The organism is Paramagnetospirillum kuznetsovii, assembly GCF_003284725.1.
Classification (GTDB): Bacteria; Pseudomonadota; Alphaproteobacteria; order Rhodospirillales; family Magnetospirillaceae; genus Phaeospirillum; species Phaeospirillum kuznetsovii.
In genome coordinates this window covers 66,102-86,249 of the sequence record NZ_PGTO01000010.1, presented here as the reverse complement: position 1 = coordinate 86,249, position 20,148 = coordinate 66,102, and the positions used below count along the sequence as shown (strand labels likewise).

Sequence of the window (20,148 nt, the reverse complement as noted above, 5' to 3'; positions counted from 1 at the left end):
CATTTTCCCCTTGCGCCATGCCCCGTATCGACATATAAAGCCGCCCTCCGCCAGGGGTACCAACGCCTCGCGGATCTTATGGGTGCATAGCTCAGTTGGTAGAGCAGCTGACTCTTAATCAGCGGGCCCAAGGTTCGAGTCCTTGTGCACCCACCAAGTTTTTCAAGGCCTTAGCGGGCAACCGCTAAGGCCTTGTTTCGTTGCGGGGAAGCCGGGTGTAAGGGGACACTAGGTTCTGAAGGGAACTGGGACTATCCGGGATAGATTGGGATGTGGCGGGATGCCTAGTGTTCCGAGGTGGAGCGGTGGCGGCGGTAGGTTTTGCATTGACCGCAAAAAATTGGCTCCTGGACACTTGGTTTTAAAGTCACTTCCAAGGGTCAAGAGCGGGATGATACGCCTTCGCGCCTTTGGCGATGATCATGGTCATCATGACGTCGGACGTCCGTTCAAGCCGCATTGAATAGGCGCCGAATCGACGTTCCTTGGCTTCCGGGACGTAGAGCTTTTTCAGGCAGCTTTCAATGAAGCACTGCCCCTCTGGCCAATCCTTATCGTCAAGCAGGTTGCGCATGACCTTGACCATGAAGACATGGCTGTCACCGGTATTCTTGGGCCTCAGATCGACCGTGGCTTCGACGGCGACGGGTTCGGCGCCTGGGCCAATGACGTGCACGCCCTGCATTCGGCTGCGGCACTCGACATAAGCGCTGCGCGTCGCGCCCTCGCCTGAGACGACGGCCTTGGCGCCGCACAAGGCTGACAGGTCGCCCTGCAGGGGAGAAATGTCCTGTCCCAGGGCAAAGGAGGGGTGCAGGGCGGCGGCCAGCGCCAAGAAACGCCAGTTCATGTCCGGAACTCCCGGATATGAACGCACGGCTCCGACCTCGTGAAGCGGTCCAGCCTGGCCAGCACGGCCCGCAGCTGCTCCACGTCGAGAAAATCGACGCCGCACCCGGGGTAGACCTCCTGCACTCGCATCCAGAAACTGATGCGGTCGGCCTCCGACAGATCCTTCAGCTCCAGATCCAGGGCGGAGCGGAGGTCGGTGATGGTATTGGCTGCCGCCCGATTCGGATAAAATGACGGCGCTGCCTTCTGTAGACGAATCACCGTCCTGGATGGCCTGTTGTCATTCAATCCGGCCACTTCGGCAAGAATACGGCGCATATGGCTGATTTTCGCTTTCTGATCCTTGCCGTCCATCCGTCACCGCCCCCTTGAGACAAGACGGAACAACTGTGCAACGTATCCAGGCGTTGCCACAACCTCTTTACTCTCCTGATCGATATATAATGAGTATAGGGCTGCAACTAATGCTGCCTTTTGGGGCGACGTCGGGTGTAGATCACGCTCCGTGATGAATTCCTCGATGGCCTGGATGGCGGCCTCCAGTGCCCCTTCATCCAGCGTTGAGTTACCATGCCACGGCACTCAATTCGAAGTTCCGCTTGATCGCCCCGGCCTCCCAACGCCGGACATGAAAAAAGCCGCATCCCGGCGGGATGCGGCTTCAATCTTGGCGGCGCCCCTTGCGGGGCGGGGTGCCTGATTACTTCTTCACGGACTTCTGCACGGCCTCGACCTGCTTCTTCACCGGCTCGAAAGCGGCGTTGAAAACCGAGGTGGTCAGCTCGGCGATCTTGGTGCTGTCGGCGACGGCGGCGTCGACGGCTTCCTTGACCAGCTTCTGCTGCAGGGAGACGAACTCTTCCGGCGACTTCACGGTGGCCAGCGCCTGGATGGAGGAGGTCAGCTTCTCGGCGTTCTTGGTGGCCAGAGCCTGATAGGCCTTGGCCAGCTCCTGGAAACCGGCGATGGCGGCGTTGCCGCTCTGGGTCAGGGCTTCGGCATTGGCCTTGGTGGCGGCGGTGATCTGTTCGAAAGCGGCGGTCGACATAGCGGACGTCCTTTGGTTTGGGTTCCACAGCATTTTGCTGCGCTGCAACATGATGCTGTTATACGCCCCTCACCCGAGAACGCAAGCCCAATGTTGCACCGCAGCAAAATATTTGACTAGGCCTGAATCCCCCGCCGCTTCAGCATGGGCGCCATGACGCCGACGATGCCGCTGCGGAACAGCAGCACGCAGACCACGAAGATGGCGCCCTGGATGATGGTCACCCACGACCCGATGCCCGAGAAGTAATCCTGGATGGCGACCACCAGGAAGGCTCCGGCGCTGGGGCCGAACACCGTTCCCACCCCGCCCAGCAGGGTCATCAGCACCACCTCGCCCGAGGCATGCCAGTGCACGTCGGTGAGCGAGGCAAGCTGGAACACCAACGACTTGACCGACCCCGCCAGCCCGGCCAGCGCCGCCGACAGGGTGAAGGCCAGCAGCTTGTAACGATCCACCTCGTAGCCCAGGCTGATGGCGCGCGGCTCGTTGTCGCGGATGGCTTTCAGCACCTGGCCGAACGGCGAATTGACGATGCGGTGGAGGAACAGCAGCGACGCCACCAGCACCGCGAAGACGAAGTAATACATGGTCAGGGTGTCGTTAAGGTCGATCAAGCCCAGCAGATGGCCGCGCGGCACGCCCTGGATGCCGTCCTCGCCATGGGTGAAGGGGGCCTGGACCGCGACGAAATACATCATCTGCGAAAAGGCCAGGGTCACCATGGCGAAATAAATGCCCGAGCGGCGGATGGCCAGCCAACCGGTGACCGCGCCCAGCACCGTTGCCGTGGCGACGCCCAGCAGGATGGCGATTTCCGGCGTCAGCCCCCATTCCTTGGCGGCATGGGCGGTCACATAGGCGGAAAAGCCGAAGAACATGGCGTGGCCGAAGGACAGCAGCCCCACATAGCCCAGCAGCAGGTTGAAGGCGGCGGCGAACAGGGCGAAGCAGAAGCCCTTCATCAGGAAGATGGGATAGACGCCGAACGGGGCGATCAGGCCCAGCGCCAGCAGGCCGAACACCAGGATGCGCTGGGGCGTCAGGCCGCCGGATTGGGCGATGGCGGGGTTTGCCGAGGTCATGGCGTCAGTTTCCCTTTCCGAACAGGCCGGCCGGCTTGATCATCAGCACGATGGACATCACCACGAAGATCACGGTGCTGGCGGCTTCCGGGTAGAACACCTTGGTCAGGCCCTCCACCAGCCCCAGCATGAAGCCGGTGATGATGGCGCCCAGGATGGAGCCCATGCCGCCGATCACCACCACCGCGAAGACCACGATGATCAGGTTGGATCCCATCAGCGGATTGACCGAATAGATGGGCGCCGCCAGCACACCGGCGATGGCGGCCAGGGCGACGCCGAAACCATAGGTCAGGGTCACCATCATGGGCACGTTGATGCCGAAGGCCTGTACCAGGGTGGCGTTCTCGGTCCCGGCGCGCAGATAGGCGCCGAGCTTGGTCTTTTCGATCAGCAGCCACGAGCCCAGGCACAGAATCAGCGAGGCCACCACCACCCAGCCGCGATAGATGGGCAGATACATGAATCCGAGATTCCAGCCGCCCGCCAGTTCGGGGGGCACCGCGTAGGGCATGCCGGAAATGCCGTAGAGCTGACGGAACGCCCCTTCGATGATCAGGGCCAGGCCGAAGGTCAGCAGCAATCCGTAAAGGTGGTCCAGCTTGTAGAGGCGGCTCAACATGGTGCGCTCGATCAGGATACCGAACGCGGCGACCACGATGGGCGCCAGCAGCAGCGACCACCAGTAGCCCACCCCCAGCAGGTTGAGAAACAGCCAGGCCACGAAGGCGCCCATCATGTAAAGGGCGCCGTGGCTGAAATTGATGATGTTGAGAAGGCCGAAGATCAGCGCCAGTCCCAGGCTCAGCATGGCGTAGAAGGCGCCGTTGATGAGGCCCAGCAGCAATTGCCCGAACAGGGCTTGGGTCGGTATGCCGAAAATGGTCATCATGTCTTCGTATCCCTTTGAGCGGCGGGACGCCGGAGTGTCCGGCGTCCCCTCCGTCCCCTTACTTCTTCACCAGCGGGCAGGTGCTCATGGACAGAGGCTGGAACGCCTCGTCGCCCGGAATGGTGCGCAAGACCTTGTAGTAATCCCAAGGCCCCTTGGACTCGGACGGCGCCTTGACCTGGGCCAGATACATGTCGTGGACCATACGGCCGTCGGCGCGGATCTTGCCGTTCTTGGCGAAGAAATCCTGAATGGGCAGTTCACGCATCTTGTCGGCGACCTTGATGCCTTCGTCGGTCTTGGCGGCGGCGGCGGCCTTCAGGTAGTGGGTGACCTGGGAATAAACGCCCGCCTGCACCATGGAGGGCATCTTGCCCTTCATGCGCTCGGCGAAGCGCTTGGAGAAGGCGCGGGTGCCGTCATCCATGTCCCAGTAAAAGCCGGTGGTCAGCACCATGCCCTGGGCGATGTCGAGGCCCAGCGAGTTGACATCGGTGATGAAGACCAGCAGACCGGCCAGCTTCTGGCCGCCTGCGACGATGCCGAATTCCTTGGCCTGCTTGATGGCGTTGATGGTGTCGGCGCCCGCATTGGCCAGACCGATGATCTGAGCCCCCGAGGCCTGGGCCTGCAGCAGGAAGGACGAGAAGTCGGCGTTCGGGAAGGGATGCTTCACCGAGCCCTTGACGGTGCCGCCATTGGCCAGCACCACCCGCTCGGTCTGGGCCTGAAGGTTGTGGCCGAAGGCGTAGTCGGCGGTCAGGAAGAACCAGGTCTTGCCACCGCTTTTCACCACCGCGTCGCCGGTGCCGACGGCCATGGCGTAGGTGTCATAGGTCCAGTGGAAGCCGGTGGGCGAGCATTTGTCGTTGGTCAGCGGCGTGGAGGCCGCGCCGGAATTGAGGTCGATCTTGCCCTTCTCTCGGGCGACCTCGCGCACCGCCACGGCGGCCGCGGTGGTCACCAGTTCGGCGATGGCGTCGACGCCTTCGTTCTCATACCACTTGCGGGCGATGCCGGACGCGATGTCGGCCTTGTTCTGGTGATCGGCGGAGATCAGCTCGATGGGCTGGCCGTTGATCTTGCCGCCGAAATCCTCGATGGCCATTTGGGCGGCGACGATGGCGCCCTGGCCCGCCAGATCGGAATAGGTGCCCGACAGATCGGTCAGCACGCCGATCTTGACCTTGCCGTCGGTGAACTGGGCATGGGCCAGTCCGGTGGAAAGCGCCAGCGCCGCGGCACTGAGCAGCAACCGTTTCATAATCATCTGCCTAGTCCTCCCAAGTGTGTTTCATACGCCGAGATAGGATTTCAACTTGTCCATGTTCGAGGCCAATTCTTCGTTGGGGATCATGTCGATCACCTGCCCGTGTTCGACCACGTAGTGACGGTCGGCGACGGTGGCCGCGAAATGGAAATTCTGCTCCACCAGCAAGATGGTGAAGCCCCTCTTCCTCAATTCCCTGATGATGTCGCCGATATGCTGGACGATGACCGGGGCCAGGCCCTCGGTGGGCTCGTCCAGCAGCAGCATTTCGGCGCCGGTCCGCAGGATGCGGGCGATGGCCAGCATCTGCTGCTCGCCGCCCGACAGTTTGGTTCCCTGGCTGTTGGCGCGTTCCAGCAGGCGGGGAAACAATTGATAGACCTCTTCCAGCGGCATGCCGCCCGGCTTGATGACCGGCGGCAGCACCATGTTTTCGCGCACCGACAGCGACGAGAAGATGCCGCGTTCCTCCGGGCAATAGGCGACGCCGAGCCGGGCGATCTTGTTGGAGGCCAGCCCGATGGTCTCGGCGCCATTGTAGCGGATGGAGCCCGCCCGCTTGCCGACGATGCCCATGATGGAGCGCATGGTGGTGGTCTTGCCGACGCCGTTGCGGCCCAGCAGGGTCACCACCTGCCCCTTGGGAACGTCGAAGTTCATGCCGTGCAGCACATGGGACTCGCCGTAATGGGCGTGCAGATCCTTGACCGACAGCAGGATTTCAGGCTCAGGCATGTCCGGACCCCATATAGGCTTCGACGACCTCGGGATTTTTGGAAATCTCGGCGTAACTGCCTTCGGCCAGGACGCGGCCCAGTTTCAGCACCGTGATGGTGTCCGACAGATCGGCCACCACCGAGAGATTGTGCTCCACCATCAAGATGGTGCGGTTGGCCGACACCCGCTTGATCAGCTCGGCGGTGCGCTTGATGTCCTCGGTGCCCATGCCCGCCATGGGCTCGTCCAGCAGCAGCATCTCCGGGTCCAGCGCCAGGGTGGTGGCGATTTCCAGCGCCCGCTTGCGGCCATAGGACAGCTCGCCCGCCGGGGTGTCGCGATATTCGGCGACGCCGACCGCCTCGATCAGTTCTTCCGCCTTGGCATTCAGGCTGTTGAGGCATTCGTCCGAGCGCCAGAAGTGAAAGGAGGTTCCCTCCACCCGCTGCAAGGCGACCCGGACATTTTCCAATACCGTCAGATGGCCGAACACCGCCGAGATCTGGAACGAGCGCACCATGCCCTGGCGGGCAATGGCGGCGGGCTTGGCCTGGGTGATGTCCTTGCCGTTGAACAGGATCTGACCGGCACTGGGAGTCAGGAACTTGGTCAACAGGTTGAAGCAGGTGGTCTTGCCCGCCCCATTGGGGCCGATCAGGGCGTGAATGGTATGCCGCTTGACCTTCAAATCCACGTCGGAGACGGCGATGAAGCCCTTGAACTCCTTCGTCAGTCCCTTGGTCTCGATGATGTTGTCGCCGCTCATACGCGCTTGCCCCCTGGCTTTGCTAACCCTTGCGCTGATTCATTTCCTCGGCGGCCTTCCGAAGCTGGAACTTCTGGATCTTGCCGGTCGAGGTCTTGGGCAGGGAGGTGAACACCACCGTCCGTGGGCATTTGAACTTGGCCAGATGCTCGTGGCAGAACGCGATGATGTCCTGTTCGGTCACCGTGACGCCGTCGCGTACCGTGACGAAGGCGCAGGGCGTCTCGCCCCATTTCTCGTCGGGCCGCGACACCACGGCGGCTTCCAGAACGGCGGGATGGCGGTAGAGCACCTCTTCCACCTCCACCGACGAGATGTTCTCGCCGCCGGAAATGATGATGTCCTTGGAGCGGTCCTTGAGCTGGATATAGCCGTCGGGATGCATGACGCCGAGATCGCCGCTGTGGAACCAGCCACCCGCGAAGGCTTCCTTGGTGGCGGCGGGGTTCTTGAAGTAGCCCTTCATCACCACATTGCCGCGGAACATGATCTCGCCCATGGTCTCGCCGTCCCACGGCACCGCTTCCATGGTGTTGGGATCCAGCACCTGGACATCCTCTTCCACCGGATAGGGCACGCCCTGGCGGGCCTTCAGGCGCGCCCGCTCGGTCAGCGGCAGGTCGTTCCACTCGTCCTTCCAGACGCAGCTGGCGGCTGGGCCGTAAACCTCGGTCAGGCCGTAGACGTGCTCGATGGCGAAGCCCTTTTCCGTCATGGCGGCGATGATGGCGGCGGGCGGCGCGGCACCGGCGGTCATCACCTTGACCAGATGCGGCTTGTCGCGCACTTCGTCCTTCTTGGCGTTGATGATGAAGGTCAGCACCGTCGGCGCGGCGCACAGATGGTTGGCCCCGTGATCGGCGATGGCGTCGTAGATGCCTTTCGCGGAAACCCGGCGCAAGCAGATGCTGACGCCCGCCACGGCGGCCAGCGTCCAGGGGAAGCACCAGCCGTTGCAGTGGAACATGGGCAGCGTCCACAGATAGCGCGGATGCGGCCCCATGTCCCATTGCAGGGCGTTGCACAGGGCGTTGAGATAGGCGCCGCGATGATGCGTCACCACGCCCTTGGGATTGCCGGTGGTGCCCGAGGTATAAGACAGCGAGATGGCCTGCCACTCGTCGGCCGGCGGCTTCCATTCGAATTCGGGATCGCCCTCGGCCAGGAAGCGTTCGTATGCGGAATTGGGATCGCAGCCTTCCTCGTCGATGACGATCATGGGCGGCTGGACCTTGGACAGGGCAAGCGACTGCCTGGCCAGTTCGAGGAAGTCGCCCGACACCAGCAGGAACTTGGCTTCGGCGTGATCCAGGATGAAGGCCACGGCGGCGGCGTCCAGGCGGATATTGATGGTGTTGAGCACGGCGCCGATCATGGGCACGCCGAAATGGCATTCATACATGGCCGGAATGTTCGAAGCGATCACCGAGACCGAATCATTGAGGCCGATGCCGCGCTTGGTCAGCGCCGAGGCAAGACGGCGGCAGCGCGTATAGGTCTGGCCCCAAGTGAATTTCACGTCGCCGTGAATGACGGAAGGATAGTCAGGGAAAATCCGGGCGGCGCGCTTGATAAGGCTGGACGGAGTCAGCGGAACGAAATTGGCGTCGTTGCGATCAAGATCGTGCAAATACGGGCTATCGGCAGTCACGGACATCGAAAACCTCCCTGGCGGCGGCCAGCATCGCTGCTGGCGGCCATTCTTCGAGCAGAACGCGCTGAACGCTTACGAACCAATATTGGTCAATTCGGATGAATTGCACCCCCCTGCCTTCCGATGCGCCCCTCAAGGCCCATCCCCCGCCCAATCAATCGGTTCGAACGGTTGATCCGTTTCTTCGAAGACTGGGACAACAAATCCTGTCATCGCCCCGCCCCCGTTGCAAGGCAATGTTGGGGCCTCCGCCGCCTTGGGGCCAGCGCATTCTTGTTACGGATAAAGACAAGTTGGCGGCGATACCGCCAACTCTGCGTCACTTTTCCAGTTGGAGATAGACCGCCTTCGCGAGCGGCATCAGCTGATCTCGCGGCAAGTCGGCCACGATGGCATACCCAAAAGGCCCGTCCATCCAGTAAAAGGCCTCGACGCCGTTCTGGTTGGCGAAGCGGAAGGCGGTGGCACCGCCGTCGCCGCGCCGCAGATAAAGGGTCAGCCGCAGGCCGGTCTTGCTCTCATACATGAACTGCGCCGCCGGTCCCGTGCTGGCGGGCAGCAGACGCCCACCAATCAGCGCGTAGCCGGAGGGAGAAAGGTCGGGAACCTTCAATTCGGCGCCCAGACGCTTGGACAGCCAACCCACCAGATGGGCCCGCTCGGACACCGCAACTTCGACCGGATGGCGGACTTCCGAGGCGAAGACCACATGCGCCGACAAGGCGTCGCCCACCATGGCCACCGCGCCGCCGGTCCCCGCAAGCCCCTGCTCGTCGCGCAGCCACCAACCGCCGACAGCGCCCAGCATCACCAGCGCCAAGGCGGCCGCCAGCCGCGGCAAAGACCGCCCTGCCCATCTCCGGCGGGCGGTGATGGCGGCGATGGTCAGACGGGGTGGAACCGGCTCGTCGAGCACCCGGTCGAACAGCCGATGCAGGCCGTCTTTCTGCTCGGCCCATTGACGAACCCGCTCGGCATCGATGGGGTCGGAGGCCAACCAAGCCTCCACGGCGGCGACCCGCTCCGGCTCCAATTGGCCGTCCAGATAGGCATGCAGATCGTCCTCGCTCACGCGCCCGTTCATCTCGTCCTCGTCATTTCACACGCCTGATGGCGGGCTCCGAGCCGTTCATCAGGTGACTCAACCGGTCACGACCCCGTTTCAGCCGCGACATCACCGTTCCCAGCGGAACACCCGTGACCTCGGCGACCTCGGCATAACTCATACCTTCCAGCCCGACCAGAAGCACCACCTCGCGCTGTTCCGGCACCAGTTGCTCCAAGGCCGAGGCGAGGTCGCGCACCACCATGCGATCACCCTGGGTCGGCGCGGCGGATTGTCGGTCCAAATCCTCGTCGGAGGCGGTCATGTCGGGCCGCGTCCGCTGTCGGGTCAGGTCATTGACCCGGATATTGCGCATGATGGTGAAGAGCCAAGCCCGCAGGTCGCTGCCGCGCCGCCACAGGGCGAGACGCGACAGCGAGCGCTCCAGGCAATCCTGAACCAGGTCGTCGGCGACGCTGATATTCCCGGTCAAGGCCCGGGCATAGCGCCGCAACGCCGGAATCAGCTCCTCTATCTGGCTCTCCACCGTACTCATGGGCGAAGATTACGGCTTGGCGACATGCCAGATGTCCTTGAAGCCGTCGCCGGTGGTATCGCCGGGCTTGGAATCCTTGCTCCACAGATAGAGCGGCTTGCCCTTATAGGCCCATTGCATGGAGCCATCGGCCCGCTTGATCACGCTGTAGTCGCCTTCCGCCATGGCCCCCGAGGCGGCCATCAGCGGCGGCCAATTCTGGGCGCAGGCATCGACGCAATTGGACATGCCGCCCGCGTCCTTGTCGAAGGTGTAAAGGGTCATGCCCTTGGCATCGGTGAGCACCGGCCCCTTGGCGGACTGCCCGGTCATGGCGGGCGCGGCGACGGCGGCGGATGCGGCCAAAAGGGCGGCGGCGGCAATGGCGAAAGAGCGAATGTTCATTGGTTCCTCCATGCATGGCGATAAGCGGCCATATGGAGACAACAGCAACGCGGCACGGTTTATTCCCCGAGCCGAAAAATAAAATCAGCCGCCTTGAATTTTCTTCAGCGCCGAGACCAGGGTGTCGCGGGTGAACGGCTTTGCCACGTAGCCGTCGGCGCCGTGGCTATGGGCGGTCTTGACATCCTCAAGGTCGGTCTTGGCGGTCACCATGATCACCTTCACCCCCGGCAGGCGCTTCTTGGCGGCGTCGAGCACGCCCATGCCATCGATGCCGGGCATCACCCAGTCGCAGATAATGATATCGGGCCGCGCGGCACCGCCGTCGAGCTTGGCCAGGGCGTCAGCCCCATCCACCGCCGCGACGACCTTCTTGGCACCCAACCCCCGCAGCAGACTGGATTCCAGCATGCGCGACGAGGCCATGTCCTCGACCACCAGGAAGGTCTTTTCCGACATCCAGGCGATAAAGCTGTCATCGAACGGGCTGGTCATGAGTACGGTCCCCTGAAAAACGACGACACAAACTTTCGTCCGTATCGCCCCATAACAGATGCCACTTTCTTCCGCGTCGCTCAAGGGGGGCGGGAAAAGAAAAGGAGGCCAAAGCCTCCTTTTCACCGTTGCGTCACGCCGTTCCCGACGAACCGCCCGACCCGAGCGCCGCCTGGGCGGCGGCCAGCCGGGCGATGGGCACCCGGTAGGGCGAGCACGAGACATAGTCCAGTCCGGCGGTCTGGCAAAATCCGATGGAGGCGGGATCGCCGCCATGCTCGCCGCAGATGCCCAGTTTGAGACCGGCCCGGGCGGCGCGGCCGCGCTCGGCGGCGATCTTGATCAACTCGCCGACGCCCGCCTGATCCAGGCTGGCGAAGGGATCATGCTCGTAGATGCCCTTCTGGCGATAGACCTCGATGAAGGGGCCGGAATCGTCGCGGCTCATGCCGAAGGTGGTCTGGGTCAGGTCGTTGGTGCCGAACGAGAAGAAGGCGGCCGTCTCGGCGATCTCGCCCGCCAGCAACGCGGCGCGCGGCAATTCGATCATGGTGCCGACCATATAGGGCACCGAATGGCCCTTCTCGGCGAAGACCTCGGCCGCTTCCTTGTCGACGGCGGCCTTCATCAGGTCCAGTTCCTTCCTGGCGCCGACCAGCGGGATCATGATCTCGGGCACCACCGAGCGCCCGGTCTCGTGCGAGACGGTCACCGCCGCCTCGAAGATGGCGCGGGCCTGCATCTCATAGATCTCGGGATAGGTGATGCCGAGACGGCAACCGCGATGGCCCAGCATGGGATTGGTCTCGTGCAGGGCGGCGCTGCGGGCCGTGACCACCGAAGGCTCGACCCCGGCCGCCTTGGCGACCTCGGCGATGTCCTCCTCGGTCTGGGGCAGGAATTCGTGCAGCGGCGGGTCCAAAAGGCGGATGGTCACCGGCATGCCCTGCATGATCTCGAACAGGTCGATGAAGTCCTGGCGCTGGTAGGGCAGCAGCTTGGCCAGGGCGGCGCGGCGTCCCGTCTCGTTCTCGGCCAGGATCATCTCGCGCATGGCGATGATGCGCTTGGGGTCGAAGAACATGTGCTCGGTGCGGCACAGGCCGATACCTTCCGCCCCGAACTTGCGCGCCGTGGCGGCGTCCAGCGGAGTCTCGGCATTGGCGCGGACCTTCAACGTGCGGATGGTGTCCACCCATTCCATCAGGGTGCCGAAATCGCCGGTCATCTCCGGCTGGATGGTGGGCACCGCGCCGAGGAAGACCTCGCCGGTGGAACCGTCCAGGGTGATGACGTCGCCTTCCTTCACGATCTGCCCCATCACCTTCATGGTCTTGGCGGCGTAATCGACGCGGATCTCGCCGCAACCGGCGACGCAGGGCGTGCCCATGCCGCGCGCCACCACGGCGGCGTGGCTGGTCATGCCGCCACGGGTGGTCAGGATGCCTTCCGAGACATGCATGCCGCCGATATCCTCGGGGCTGGTCTCGACCCGGACCAGGATCACCTTTTCCTTCTTATTGACGACCCAGTCCTCGGCCTCGTCGGCGGAGAACACGATCTTGCCCGAGGCGGCGCCCGGCGAGGCGGGCAAGCCACGGGCCAGCAGCTTGCGCGGCGCCTTGGGATCGAGGGTCGGATGCAGCAACTGGTCCAGCGAGGCGGGATCGATGCGCTTGATGGCGTCCTTGCGGGTGATGACGCCTTCGCGCGCCATGTCGACGGCGATCTTCAATGCCGCCTTGGTGGTGCGCTTGCCGGTGCGGGTCTGGAGCATCCACAGGCGGTTCTGCTGAACCGTGAACTCCATGTCCTGCATGTCCTTGTAATGGGCCTCCAGCTTGTGGCGCACCGCGTTCAACTGCTTGAACACCTCGGGCATGCACTCTTCCATGGCGGGCAGGTCCGAGCTTTGCGCCTGCTTGCCGGAAATGGTCAGTTGCTGCGGCGTGCGGATGCCCGCCACCACATCCTCGCCCTGGGCATTGACCAGGAATTCGCCGTAGAACTCGTTATCGCCATTGGACGGATTGCGGGTGAAGCAGACGCCGGTGGAGCAGTCCTCGCCCATATTGCCGAACACCATGGACTGGATGTTGACGGCGGTGCCCCAGGCTTCCGGGATCTCGTGCAGGCGGCGATAGGTGATGGCGCGCTGGTTCATCCAGGAGCCGAACACCGCGCCGACGGCGCCCCACAACTGGTCGTGGACGTCCTGGGGGAAGGGCTTGCCGATCTGTTCCTTGACCTTGTCCTTGTACTTGGCGACCACCTTCTTCCAGTCGTCGGCGGACAGGTCGGTATCCAGGCGATAGCCCTTGTCCTCCTTCACCTCTTCGAGCACTTCCTCGAAATTGTGGTGATCGACGCCGAGGACGACGTTGGAATACATCTGAATGAAGCGGCGATAGCTGTCATAGGCGAAGCGGGCGTCGCCCGACCGCTTGGCGAGGCCTTCCACCGACTTGTCGTTGAGACCCAGATTGAGGATGGTGTCCATCATGCCGGGCATGGAGGCCCGGGCGCCCGAACGCACCGAGACCAGCAGCGGATTGGCGACGTCGCCGAATTTCAGGCCGATGATCTCCTCCACCTGCCCCAGCGCCGTCATCACCTCGTCCTTGAGCGTCGGGGGATAGGATTCGCCATTGGCGTAGTAGTAGGTGCAGACCTCGGTGGAGATGGTGAAGCCGGGCGGCACCGGAATGCCCAAGGCACTCATCTCCGCCAGATTGGCACCCTTGCCGCCCAACAGATTCTTCATATCGGCCCGGCCCTCAGCCTTGCCACCACCGAAGCTATAGACCCACTTTTCCATGGTCGTCCTCGCACCCAAAAAAGGAGTTCACCGGAGTATAAGAATAATGCTCTTTCCCAGGCCCGATGCCTAGTCTGGCCGAGTGTCGCTCCCCGGCCTTTTTCTCTCTCGTCACCCCCGCGAAGGCGGGGGTCCATGTTTGCTCCCGGCCGATACTCAACGCTAAGAATCGTGCCGCCGGACGCATGGATTCCCGCTTTCGCGGGAATGACGAAGAATCCGAATGCTCACCCCTCCACCCTGGAGAAGTCCGCCAGTTGCCCCATGGTCGAACCGATGTGAGCCAGCAGCCTCAGGCGGTTCACGCGCAAGGAGGCCTCGTCGGCATTGACGGTCACCTTGTCGAAGAAAGCGTCCAGCGGACGGCGCAGCTTGGCCAGGGCAGCCATGGCGGACGCGAAATCCTCGGTGGCGAGGGCGTTCTTCACCGACTGCCCGACATCGGTCAAGGCATGCTCAAGCGCCTTCTCTTCATCCTGGCGCAGCAGTTGGACGTCCGCGTGGCCCGTGAAGGTGGTTCCGTCCTTCTTCTCCTCGATGCGCACGATATTGGCGGCGCGGCGATAGGCCACCAGCAGATTGGCGCCGTCGTCGGATTTGAGGAAGGCGTCCAGGGCATCGACCCGGGCCAGCAGGCGGACCAGATCGTCCTCGCCACCCAGGGAGAAAACGGCGTTGATCAGGTCGTGACGGACGCCCTTTTCCTTCAGGGCGACGGTGAGACGATCGGCGAAGAAGGCCAGCAGGTCGGCGCCGACCGAGGCGGCATCCGCCGACAACGGCGACTCAAAGCTCTTATGCCCCTCGGCGAAGAGGGCGAGCAGCGAGACACGCAAGCCGTTCTCGACGATCAGGCGGATGACGCCCAGCGCGGCGCGGCGCAGCGCGAAGGGATCCTTGGAGCCGGTCGGCTTCTCGTCGATGCCGAAGAAGCCCACCAAGCTGTCGATCTTGTCGGCCAGGGCCACCGCCACCGAAACCAGGGCGGTGGGGCAGGAATCGTTCGGCCCCAGCGGCGAGTAATGCTGGGCGATGGCGTCGGCCACCTCGGCGGGCAGGCCGTCGTTGAGCGCGTAATAGCGGCCCATGATGCCTTGCAACTCGGGGAACTCGCCCACCATCTCCGCCGACAGATCGGCCTTGCACAGGGTGGCGGCCACCAGGGCGTTGGTCTTGCTTTCCAGCGACAGGAACGGCATCGCCCCCACCAGATTCTGGATACGGATCACCTTGTCGGCGAGCGTGCCCAGCTTGGCGTAGAACAGCCGTTCGTCCAGCTTGCCCAACCGGCTTTGCAAGCTGTGTTTCCGGTCGGTGTCCCAGAAGAACTTGGCGTCGGACAGCCGGGCGCGCAGGACGCGCTGATTGCCCGCCACCACCGCCTTGCCGCCGTCCGTGGTCTCCATGTTGGAGATCACGATGAAGCGGGGCGCCAGGGAACCGTCAGCCTTGAGCAGCGAGAAATACTTCTGGTGCGAGCGCATGGAGGTGATCAGCACCTCGGCGGGCACGTCCATGAAGCTGTCGTCGATGGAGCCCACCAGGGGAACCGGCCATTCCACCAGACCGGTGACCTCGGCCAGCAGACCGTCGTCGGATTTGAGCGTCAGCCCCTCGGCCAGCGCAAGGGCTTCCGCACCGGACAGGATGGCGTGGCGGCGCTCGATGGGATCGAGCATGACCTTGGCGTGACGCAGCTTGGCAAGGTATTCGGCGAAGTCCTTGACCCGGAAGGTCTCGGGCGCCAGGAAGCGATGGCCGGAGGTCAGGTTGCCCGCCGTGACGGGACCGAAGGAGACCGGCACCACCGCGCCGTCCAGCAGGCAGATGATGGATTGGATGGGACGCACCCAGCGTTGGGGATTGGCGCCCCAGCGCATGCTCTTCGGCCAGGGGAAACCGGCCATGGCCTCCTCGACGACCTCTTTCAGAACCTCGGCGGTGGGGCGGCCCTTGCGGTTGATCACCGCGAAATAGAACACGCCCTTGCCGGTGTCGCGGCTTTCCAGTTGATCGACACTCATGCCGGTGGATTTGAGGAAGCCCTCCATGGCCTGGGCGGGCGAGCCGACGCGGGGGCCGCGCTTTTCTTCCGACACGTCGGGACCGGCCAGCGGCAGTCCCTCGATCACCAGCACCAGACGGCGCGGCGTCACATAGGAGCGGGCGGCGTCGAAGGTGATGCCGTTCTTGCCCAGGCCGTCGCAGACCATGCGGTGCAGATCCTCGGCGGCGCGGGCCTGCATGCGGGCGGGAATTTCCTCGGACAGGATTTCCAGGAGCAGTTCAGCCATGGTTATGCTCCCTTCTTGTCGGAAGGAGTTGCGGCCTGCGCCGCAGGGCCGCTACGCGATGCCAGCCAGCCTTCGCAGCAGGCTTTCGCCAGGGCGCGGACGCGGCCGATATAGGCTTGGCGCTCGGTCACCGAGATGACGCCGCGCGCGTCCAGCAGATTGAAGCGGTGGCTGGCCTTGATGCACTGGTCATAGGCGGGCAGCGCCACGCCCTTTTCCAGCAGGTTCTGGCATTCCTTCTCGGCGTCGAGGAAGTGCTGCAGCAGCATGTCGGTATTGGCGTGCTCGAAATTATGGGCGGAGTATTCCTTCTCCGCCTGAAGGAAGACGTCGCCGTATTTGACGCCGTCGCCGTTGAAGTCCAGGTCGTAGACGTTCTCGACGCCCTGGATATACATGGCGAGGCGTTCCAGACCATAGGTCAGCTCCACCGCCACCGGGTCGCATTCGATGCCGCCGACCTGCTGGAAATAGGTGAACTGGGTGACTTCCATGCCGTCGCACCACACTTCCCAGCCCAGGCCCCAGGCGCCCAGCGTCGGGCTTTCCCAGTCGTCCTCGACGAAGCGGATGTCATGGGCCAGCGGGTCGATGCCCAGGCGCTTCAGGCTTTCCAGGTAAAGCTCCTGGGAATTCTGCGGGCTGGGCTTCAGCAGCACCTGATACTGGTAGTAATGCTGCAAGCGGTTGGGATTCTCGCCGTAGCGGCCGTCCTTGGGGCGGCGAGACGGCTGCACATAGGCGCATTTCCAGTGATCCGGCCCCAGGGCGCGCAGCGTGGTGGCGGGATGGAAGGTTCCGGCCCCCACCTCCATGTCGTAAGGCTGCAGGATGACGCAGCCCTGCTCGGCCCAGAAGGCCTGGAGAGTAAGGATCAGGCTTTGGAAGCTGGGCTTCCGCGCGCCGTTCATGCCCATGGGAATCCGCCGTATGCAAAGGGGTCAACAAATTCGACGCAACCCTAGCGGTGAGGCCGGACACGGTCAAGGGTGGCGCCGTCCCAAAGCCATCTCGATATCGCAGGCCAGCTTGGCCAGACGCGGCCCCAGATCCTGTTCCAGCCGTTCCGGCGGCAACAGGAAGGCGGCACCGCCGCAGTTCAAACCCATGATGGGGCCGGTTCCCGGCTGGCGTACCACCGCGCCGACGGCGTGCACATCGGTCTGCCATTCCGACAGCGAGGTGGTGAAGCCGCGCTCCGCCATGTCGCGCACCGCCTGCTCCACCCCCGCCTTCAAGGCTGGCCATTCGCCGGGATAGCGGCGGCGGACCTCGTCCAGGATGACGTCGCGCTCGCTCTCGCCCACCGCCGCCAGATAGGCGCGCCCCATGGCGGTGGCCGCCACCGGAATGCGCGAGCCGGTGCCGAGGCGGACGGTCAGCGCCCCCTTGCCCCGGCAGATCTCCACATAGATCATGCTGGTGTGATCATGGCTGCCCAACGCCACCGCCACGTCGGAATAATCCGCCAGCTCCTGCATCAGCGGCCGCGCCACCTCGCGGATATCCATGCCCGCCAGGGCGGTATAGCCCAGCGACATCACCGCCGTGCCCAGACGGTACTTGGCGTAACGCTCCACATGGACCAGATAGCCCAGCCGGGTCAGGGTATGGGTCAGGCGCGACACCGTCGGCTTGGGCAGGCCGGTGCGCGCCGCGATCTCCTGATTGCCCAGCATGGGATCAGAGGCGCGGAAGCAGCGCAGGATGTCGAGCCCCCGCGCCAGGGCGATGACGAATTGGCGGTCGTGGGTTTGGCTCATGGCTGCGCGCCAATACCGTCGTCATTCCCGCGCAGGCGGGAATCCATGGCGCCGCCGCCCCTCGCCCCAAGCATGGATCCCCGCTTTCGCGGGGATGACGAATGTAAGGAAGGCACCGACCGCTCCCGTTCCCCGGATGACAGGCCTCGAATAATGGGCTAAAAATGCGGTTCTGTGAAATGCATTTTCGCACAGCGAAATTACGAGGCGGCCATGAGTGAAGTTCTGCTGGAACACCCCCTGGACGGCGTGGCGCTGCTGCGCATCAACCGGCCCGAGGCCAAGAACGCGCTGAACGCCGAGGTTCGCCGCCAGTTGGCCGAGCATATGGGGGTGTTGGGCACCGACAAATCCGTCCGCGCCATCGTGCTGACCGGCAACGCGGAGGCCTTCGCCGCCGGGGCCGACATCAAGGACATGGCCGAGATCGGCGCCATCGAGCTGATGCTGCGCAACAACCATCTGCTGTGGCGCACCATCGCCCAGTGCCCCAAACCGGTCATCGCCGCCGTCAACGGCTATGCCTGGGGCGGCGGCTGCGAGCTGGCCATGCATGCCGACATCATCGTGGCGGGCGAAAACGCCAGCTTCTCGCAGCCCGAGGTGAAGGTGGGTATCATGCCGGGGGCGGGCGGCACCCAGCGTCTGGTGCGCGCCGTCGGCAAGTACAAGGCCATGTGGCTGGCCATGACCGCCCAGCCCATCACCGGCATCGAGGCCGGGCAGATGGGATTGGCCAGCACGGTGGTGCCCGATTCCGACGTCCTGAGCGCCGCCCTGGACATGGCCAAGACCATCGCGCGCATGCCGCCGCTGGCCATCGCCCAGATCAAGGAAGTGATGCTGGCGGGCATGGACGCTCCGCTGGAAACCGCCCTGATGCTGGAACGCAAGGCCTTCCAGATGCTGTTCGCGTCCCGCGATCAGAAGGAGGGCATGAAGGCCTTCCTGGAAAAACGCAAACCCGCCTATGAGGGACTATAGATCATGACGCTCGACGCCAATCGCTCCGACCTCGTCTTCGGCATGGTGGGAACCGGCGCCATGGGGCGCGGCATCGCCCAGATCGCTGCGGCCTCGGGCTGCACCGTCATCCTGGTGGATAGCCGCGACGGCGCGGCGGCCGAGGCCCGCGACCATGTGGTCAAGATGCTGGGGAAACTGGCCGAGAAGGGCAAGCTCGCGCCCGAGGCCCTGGCCAGCGCCACCGCCAATCTGAAGGTGGCCGCCAGCATGGCCGATCTGGCCGGGGCGCATGTGGTGGTGGAAGCCATCATCGAGACCCTGGACGCCAAGCAGGCGCTGATGCGGCAGTTGGAGGCCATCGTCGCCGACGACTGCCTGATCGCGTCCAACACCTCGTCGCTATCGGTCACCTCCATCGCGGCGGCCTGCCGCCTGCCCGGCCGGGTCGGCGGCTTCCATTTCTTCAATCCCGTTCCCCTGATGAAGGTGGTCGAGGTCATCGACGGTGTCCTGACGGACTCCTGGGTGGGCGAGGCGCTGACAATCCTGGCGCGGCGCATGGGCCATAGCCCGGTCAAGGCCAAGGACACCCCCGGCTTTATCGTCAATCATGCTGGTCGCGGCTATGGCACCGAGGCCTTGAAGCTGGTGGGCGAAGGTGTCGCCGACTTCGCGGCCGTGGACCGGGTGCTGCGCGACGCCGCCGGATTCCGCATGGGGCCGTTCGAACTGCTGGACTTGACCGCTCTGGATGTCTCGCATCCGGTGATGGAAAGCATCTACGACCAGTATTACCAGGAACCCCGCTTCCGCCCCTCGCCCATCACCCGCCAGCGTCTGTCCGCCGGTCTGCTGGGCCGCAAGACCAAACGCGGCTTCTATGTCTATGACGGCGACAAGCCGGTGGTCACCCCCGTCCCCGCCGCCCCAACGGTCAAGCCGGATTCCGTCTGGGTCGCCCCCGGCGACGGCTGGGCCGCCGTCGCCACCCTGGCCGCCAAGCTGGGCAATTCGGTGGAATCGGGCGAACGTCCCAGCAAAGGCGCCCTCTGCGTCGTCGCGCCCCTGGGCGAGGACTGCACCTCGGCCGTCGTGCGTCTCGGCCTCGACCCCCGCCGCACCGTGGCGGTGGACCCGCTGTTCGGCCTGGACAGCCACCGCACCGTCATGACCAATCCGCTGACCGAGGCCAAATGGCGCGAGCGTGCCCACGGCCTGTTCGGCGCCGACGGCAAGCCGGTCACCGTCATCAGCGACAGCCCCGGTTTCATCGCCCAGCGGGTGATCGCCACCATCGTCAATATCGGCTGCGACATCGCCCAGCAGCGCATCGCCACCCCCGACGACATCGACCGGGCGGTGACGCTGGGCCTCGGCTATCCGTTCGGGCCGCTGGCCTGGGGCGACCGCGTCGGAGCGGAAAAGATCCTGTCCATCCTTCACGCCATGCAGGAGATCACCGGCGATCCCCGCTATCGCCCCAGCCTGTGGCTGCGGCGCCGGGCCTTGCTGGGCGTGTCGCTGCTGACCGGGGAATAATTCA

19 protein-coding genes and 1 tRNA gene are annotated in these 20,148 nt (G+C 64.1%); 3 read left to right on the top strand and 17 right to left on the bottom strand.

Features of this window, described 5'->3' with window-relative positions:
- Window positions 1–80: 80 nt before the first annotated feature.
- Window positions 81–156: transfer RNA gene (locus tag CU669_RS13460), tRNA-Lys, on the top strand.
- Between the two features lie 211 nt (window positions 157–367).
- Here CU669_RS13460 and CU669_RS13455 read toward each other — a convergent pair.
- From CU669_RS13455 to CU669_RS13375, 17 genes are all read right to left on the bottom strand, one after another.
- A complete protein-coding gene (locus CU669_RS13455) occupies window positions 368–850 on the bottom strand; it encodes a hypothetical protein (RefSeq protein ID WP_112145532.1) in 483 nt (160 codons plus the stop codon).
- Entirely contained in the window at window positions 847–1,206 is a 360-nt protein-coding gene (locus CU669_RS13450; RefSeq protein ID WP_112145530.1) for a hypothetical protein, read from the bottom strand. The genes CU669_RS13455 and CU669_RS13450 overlap by 4 nt, the downstream gene beginning before the upstream one ends.
- A 346-nt stretch (window positions 1,207–1,552) precedes the next feature.
- Window positions 1,553–1,900 (bottom strand): phasin family protein, encoded by a 348-nt coding sequence (locus tag CU669_RS13445; protein ID WP_161539664.1) that lies wholly within the window; start codon window positions 1,898–1,900, stop codon window positions 1,553–1,555.
- Window positions 1,901–2,016: 116 nt separating this feature from the next.
- Window positions 2,017–2,985 (bottom strand): branched-chain amino acid ABC transporter permease, encoded by a 969-nt coding sequence (locus CU669_RS13440; RefSeq protein ID WP_112145526.1) that lies wholly within the window; start codon window positions 2,983–2,985, stop codon window positions 2,017–2,019.
- Between the two features lie 4 nt (window positions 2,986–2,989).
- Window positions 2,990–3,877 (bottom strand): branched-chain amino acid ABC transporter permease, encoded by an 888-nt coding sequence (locus CU669_RS13435; RefSeq protein ID WP_112145524.1) that lies wholly within the window; start codon window positions 3,875–3,877, stop codon window positions 2,990–2,992.
- A gap of 58 nt (window positions 3,878–3,935) precedes the next feature.
- Entirely contained in the window at window positions 3,936–5,147 is a 1,212-nt protein-coding gene (locus tag CU669_RS13430) for an ABC transporter substrate-binding protein (protein WP_112145522.1), read from the bottom strand.
- A 24-nt stretch (window positions 5,148–5,171) separates the two neighbouring features.
- On the bottom strand, window positions 5,172–5,882 hold the full coding sequence (locus tag CU669_RS13425; RefSeq protein WP_112145520.1) for an ABC transporter ATP-binding protein: 711 nt from the start codon (window positions 5,880–5,882) through the stop codon (window positions 5,172–5,174).
- A complete protein-coding gene (locus CU669_RS13420; RefSeq protein WP_112145518.1) occupies window positions 5,875–6,630 on the bottom strand; it encodes an ABC transporter ATP-binding protein in 756 nt (251 codons plus the stop codon). Before CU669_RS13420 ends, CU669_RS13425 begins: the two co-directional genes overlap by 8 nt.
- A gap of 22 nt (window positions 6,631–6,652) precedes the next feature.
- A complete protein-coding gene (locus tag CU669_RS13415) occupies window positions 6,653–8,287 on the bottom strand; it encodes an acyl-CoA synthetase (RefSeq protein ID WP_112145516.1) in 1,635 nt (544 codons plus the stop codon).
- A 316-nt stretch (window positions 8,288–8,603) separates the two neighbouring features.
- Window positions 8,604–9,368 (bottom strand): anti-sigma factor family protein, encoded by a 765-nt coding sequence (locus CU669_RS13410; protein ID WP_112145514.1) that lies wholly within the window; start codon window positions 9,366–9,368, stop codon window positions 8,604–8,606.
- Window positions 9,369–9,378: 10 nt separating this feature from the next.
- Window positions 9,379–9,876, bottom strand: a complete 498-nt coding sequence (locus CU669_RS13405) for a sigma-70 family RNA polymerase sigma factor (protein ID WP_239988716.1) — start codon at window positions 9,874–9,876, stop codon at window positions 9,379–9,381.
- Window positions 9,877–9,894: 18 nt separating this feature from the next.
- Complete coding sequence (locus CU669_RS13400; RefSeq protein WP_112145510.1) at window positions 9,895–10,269, bottom strand: COG4315 family predicted lipoprotein; 375 nt, start codon at window positions 10,267–10,269, stop codon at window positions 9,895–9,897.
- Window positions 10,270–10,353: 84 nt separating this feature from the next.
- On the bottom strand, window positions 10,354–10,764 hold the full coding sequence (locus CU669_RS13395; protein WP_112145508.1) for a response regulator: 411 nt from the start codon (window positions 10,762–10,764) through the stop codon (window positions 10,354–10,356).
- Between the two features lie 133 nt (window positions 10,765–10,897).
- Complete coding sequence (gene ppdK / locus CU669_RS13390; RefSeq protein ID WP_112145506.1) at window positions 10,898–13,582, bottom strand: pyruvate, phosphate dikinase; 2,685 nt, start codon at window positions 13,580–13,582, stop codon at window positions 10,898–10,900.
- Window positions 13,583–13,809: 227 nt separating this feature from the next.
- The gene (glyS, locus tag CU669_RS13385; protein ID WP_112145504.1) at window positions 13,810–15,876 is read right to left on the bottom strand and encodes a glycine--tRNA ligase subunit beta; all 2,067 of its coding nucleotides are present in this window, start codon (window positions 15,874–15,876) and stop codon (window positions 13,810–13,812) included.
- 2 nt (window positions 15,877–15,878) lie between these two features.
- Window positions 15,879–16,793: a glycine--tRNA ligase subunit alpha gene (locus tag CU669_RS13380; protein WP_192884617.1), complete on the bottom strand. Its 915-nt coding sequence runs from the start codon at window positions 16,791–16,793 to the stop codon at window positions 15,879–15,881.
- A gap of 66 nt (window positions 16,794–16,859) precedes the next feature.
- Window positions 16,860–17,639, bottom strand: a complete 780-nt coding sequence (locus CU669_RS13375) for an IclR family transcriptional regulator (protein WP_112145502.1) — start codon at window positions 17,637–17,639, stop codon at window positions 16,860–16,862.
- A 213-nt stretch (window positions 17,640–17,852) separates the two neighbouring features.
- Between CU669_RS13375 and CU669_RS13370 the strand changes: the two genes are divergently transcribed.
- Both CU669_RS13370 and CU669_RS13365 read left to right on the top strand, forming a co-directional pair.
- Complete coding sequence (locus tag CU669_RS13370) at window positions 17,853–18,623, top strand: enoyl-CoA hydratase (RefSeq protein ID WP_112145500.1); 771 nt, start codon at window positions 17,853–17,855, stop codon at window positions 18,621–18,623.
- 3 nt (window positions 18,624–18,626) lie between these two features.
- On the top strand, window positions 18,627–20,144 hold the full coding sequence (locus tag CU669_RS13365; protein WP_112145498.1) for a 3-hydroxyacyl-CoA dehydrogenase: 1,518 nt from the start codon (window positions 18,627–18,629) through the stop codon (window positions 20,142–20,144).
- Window positions 20,145–20,148: the final 4 nt, after the last annotated feature.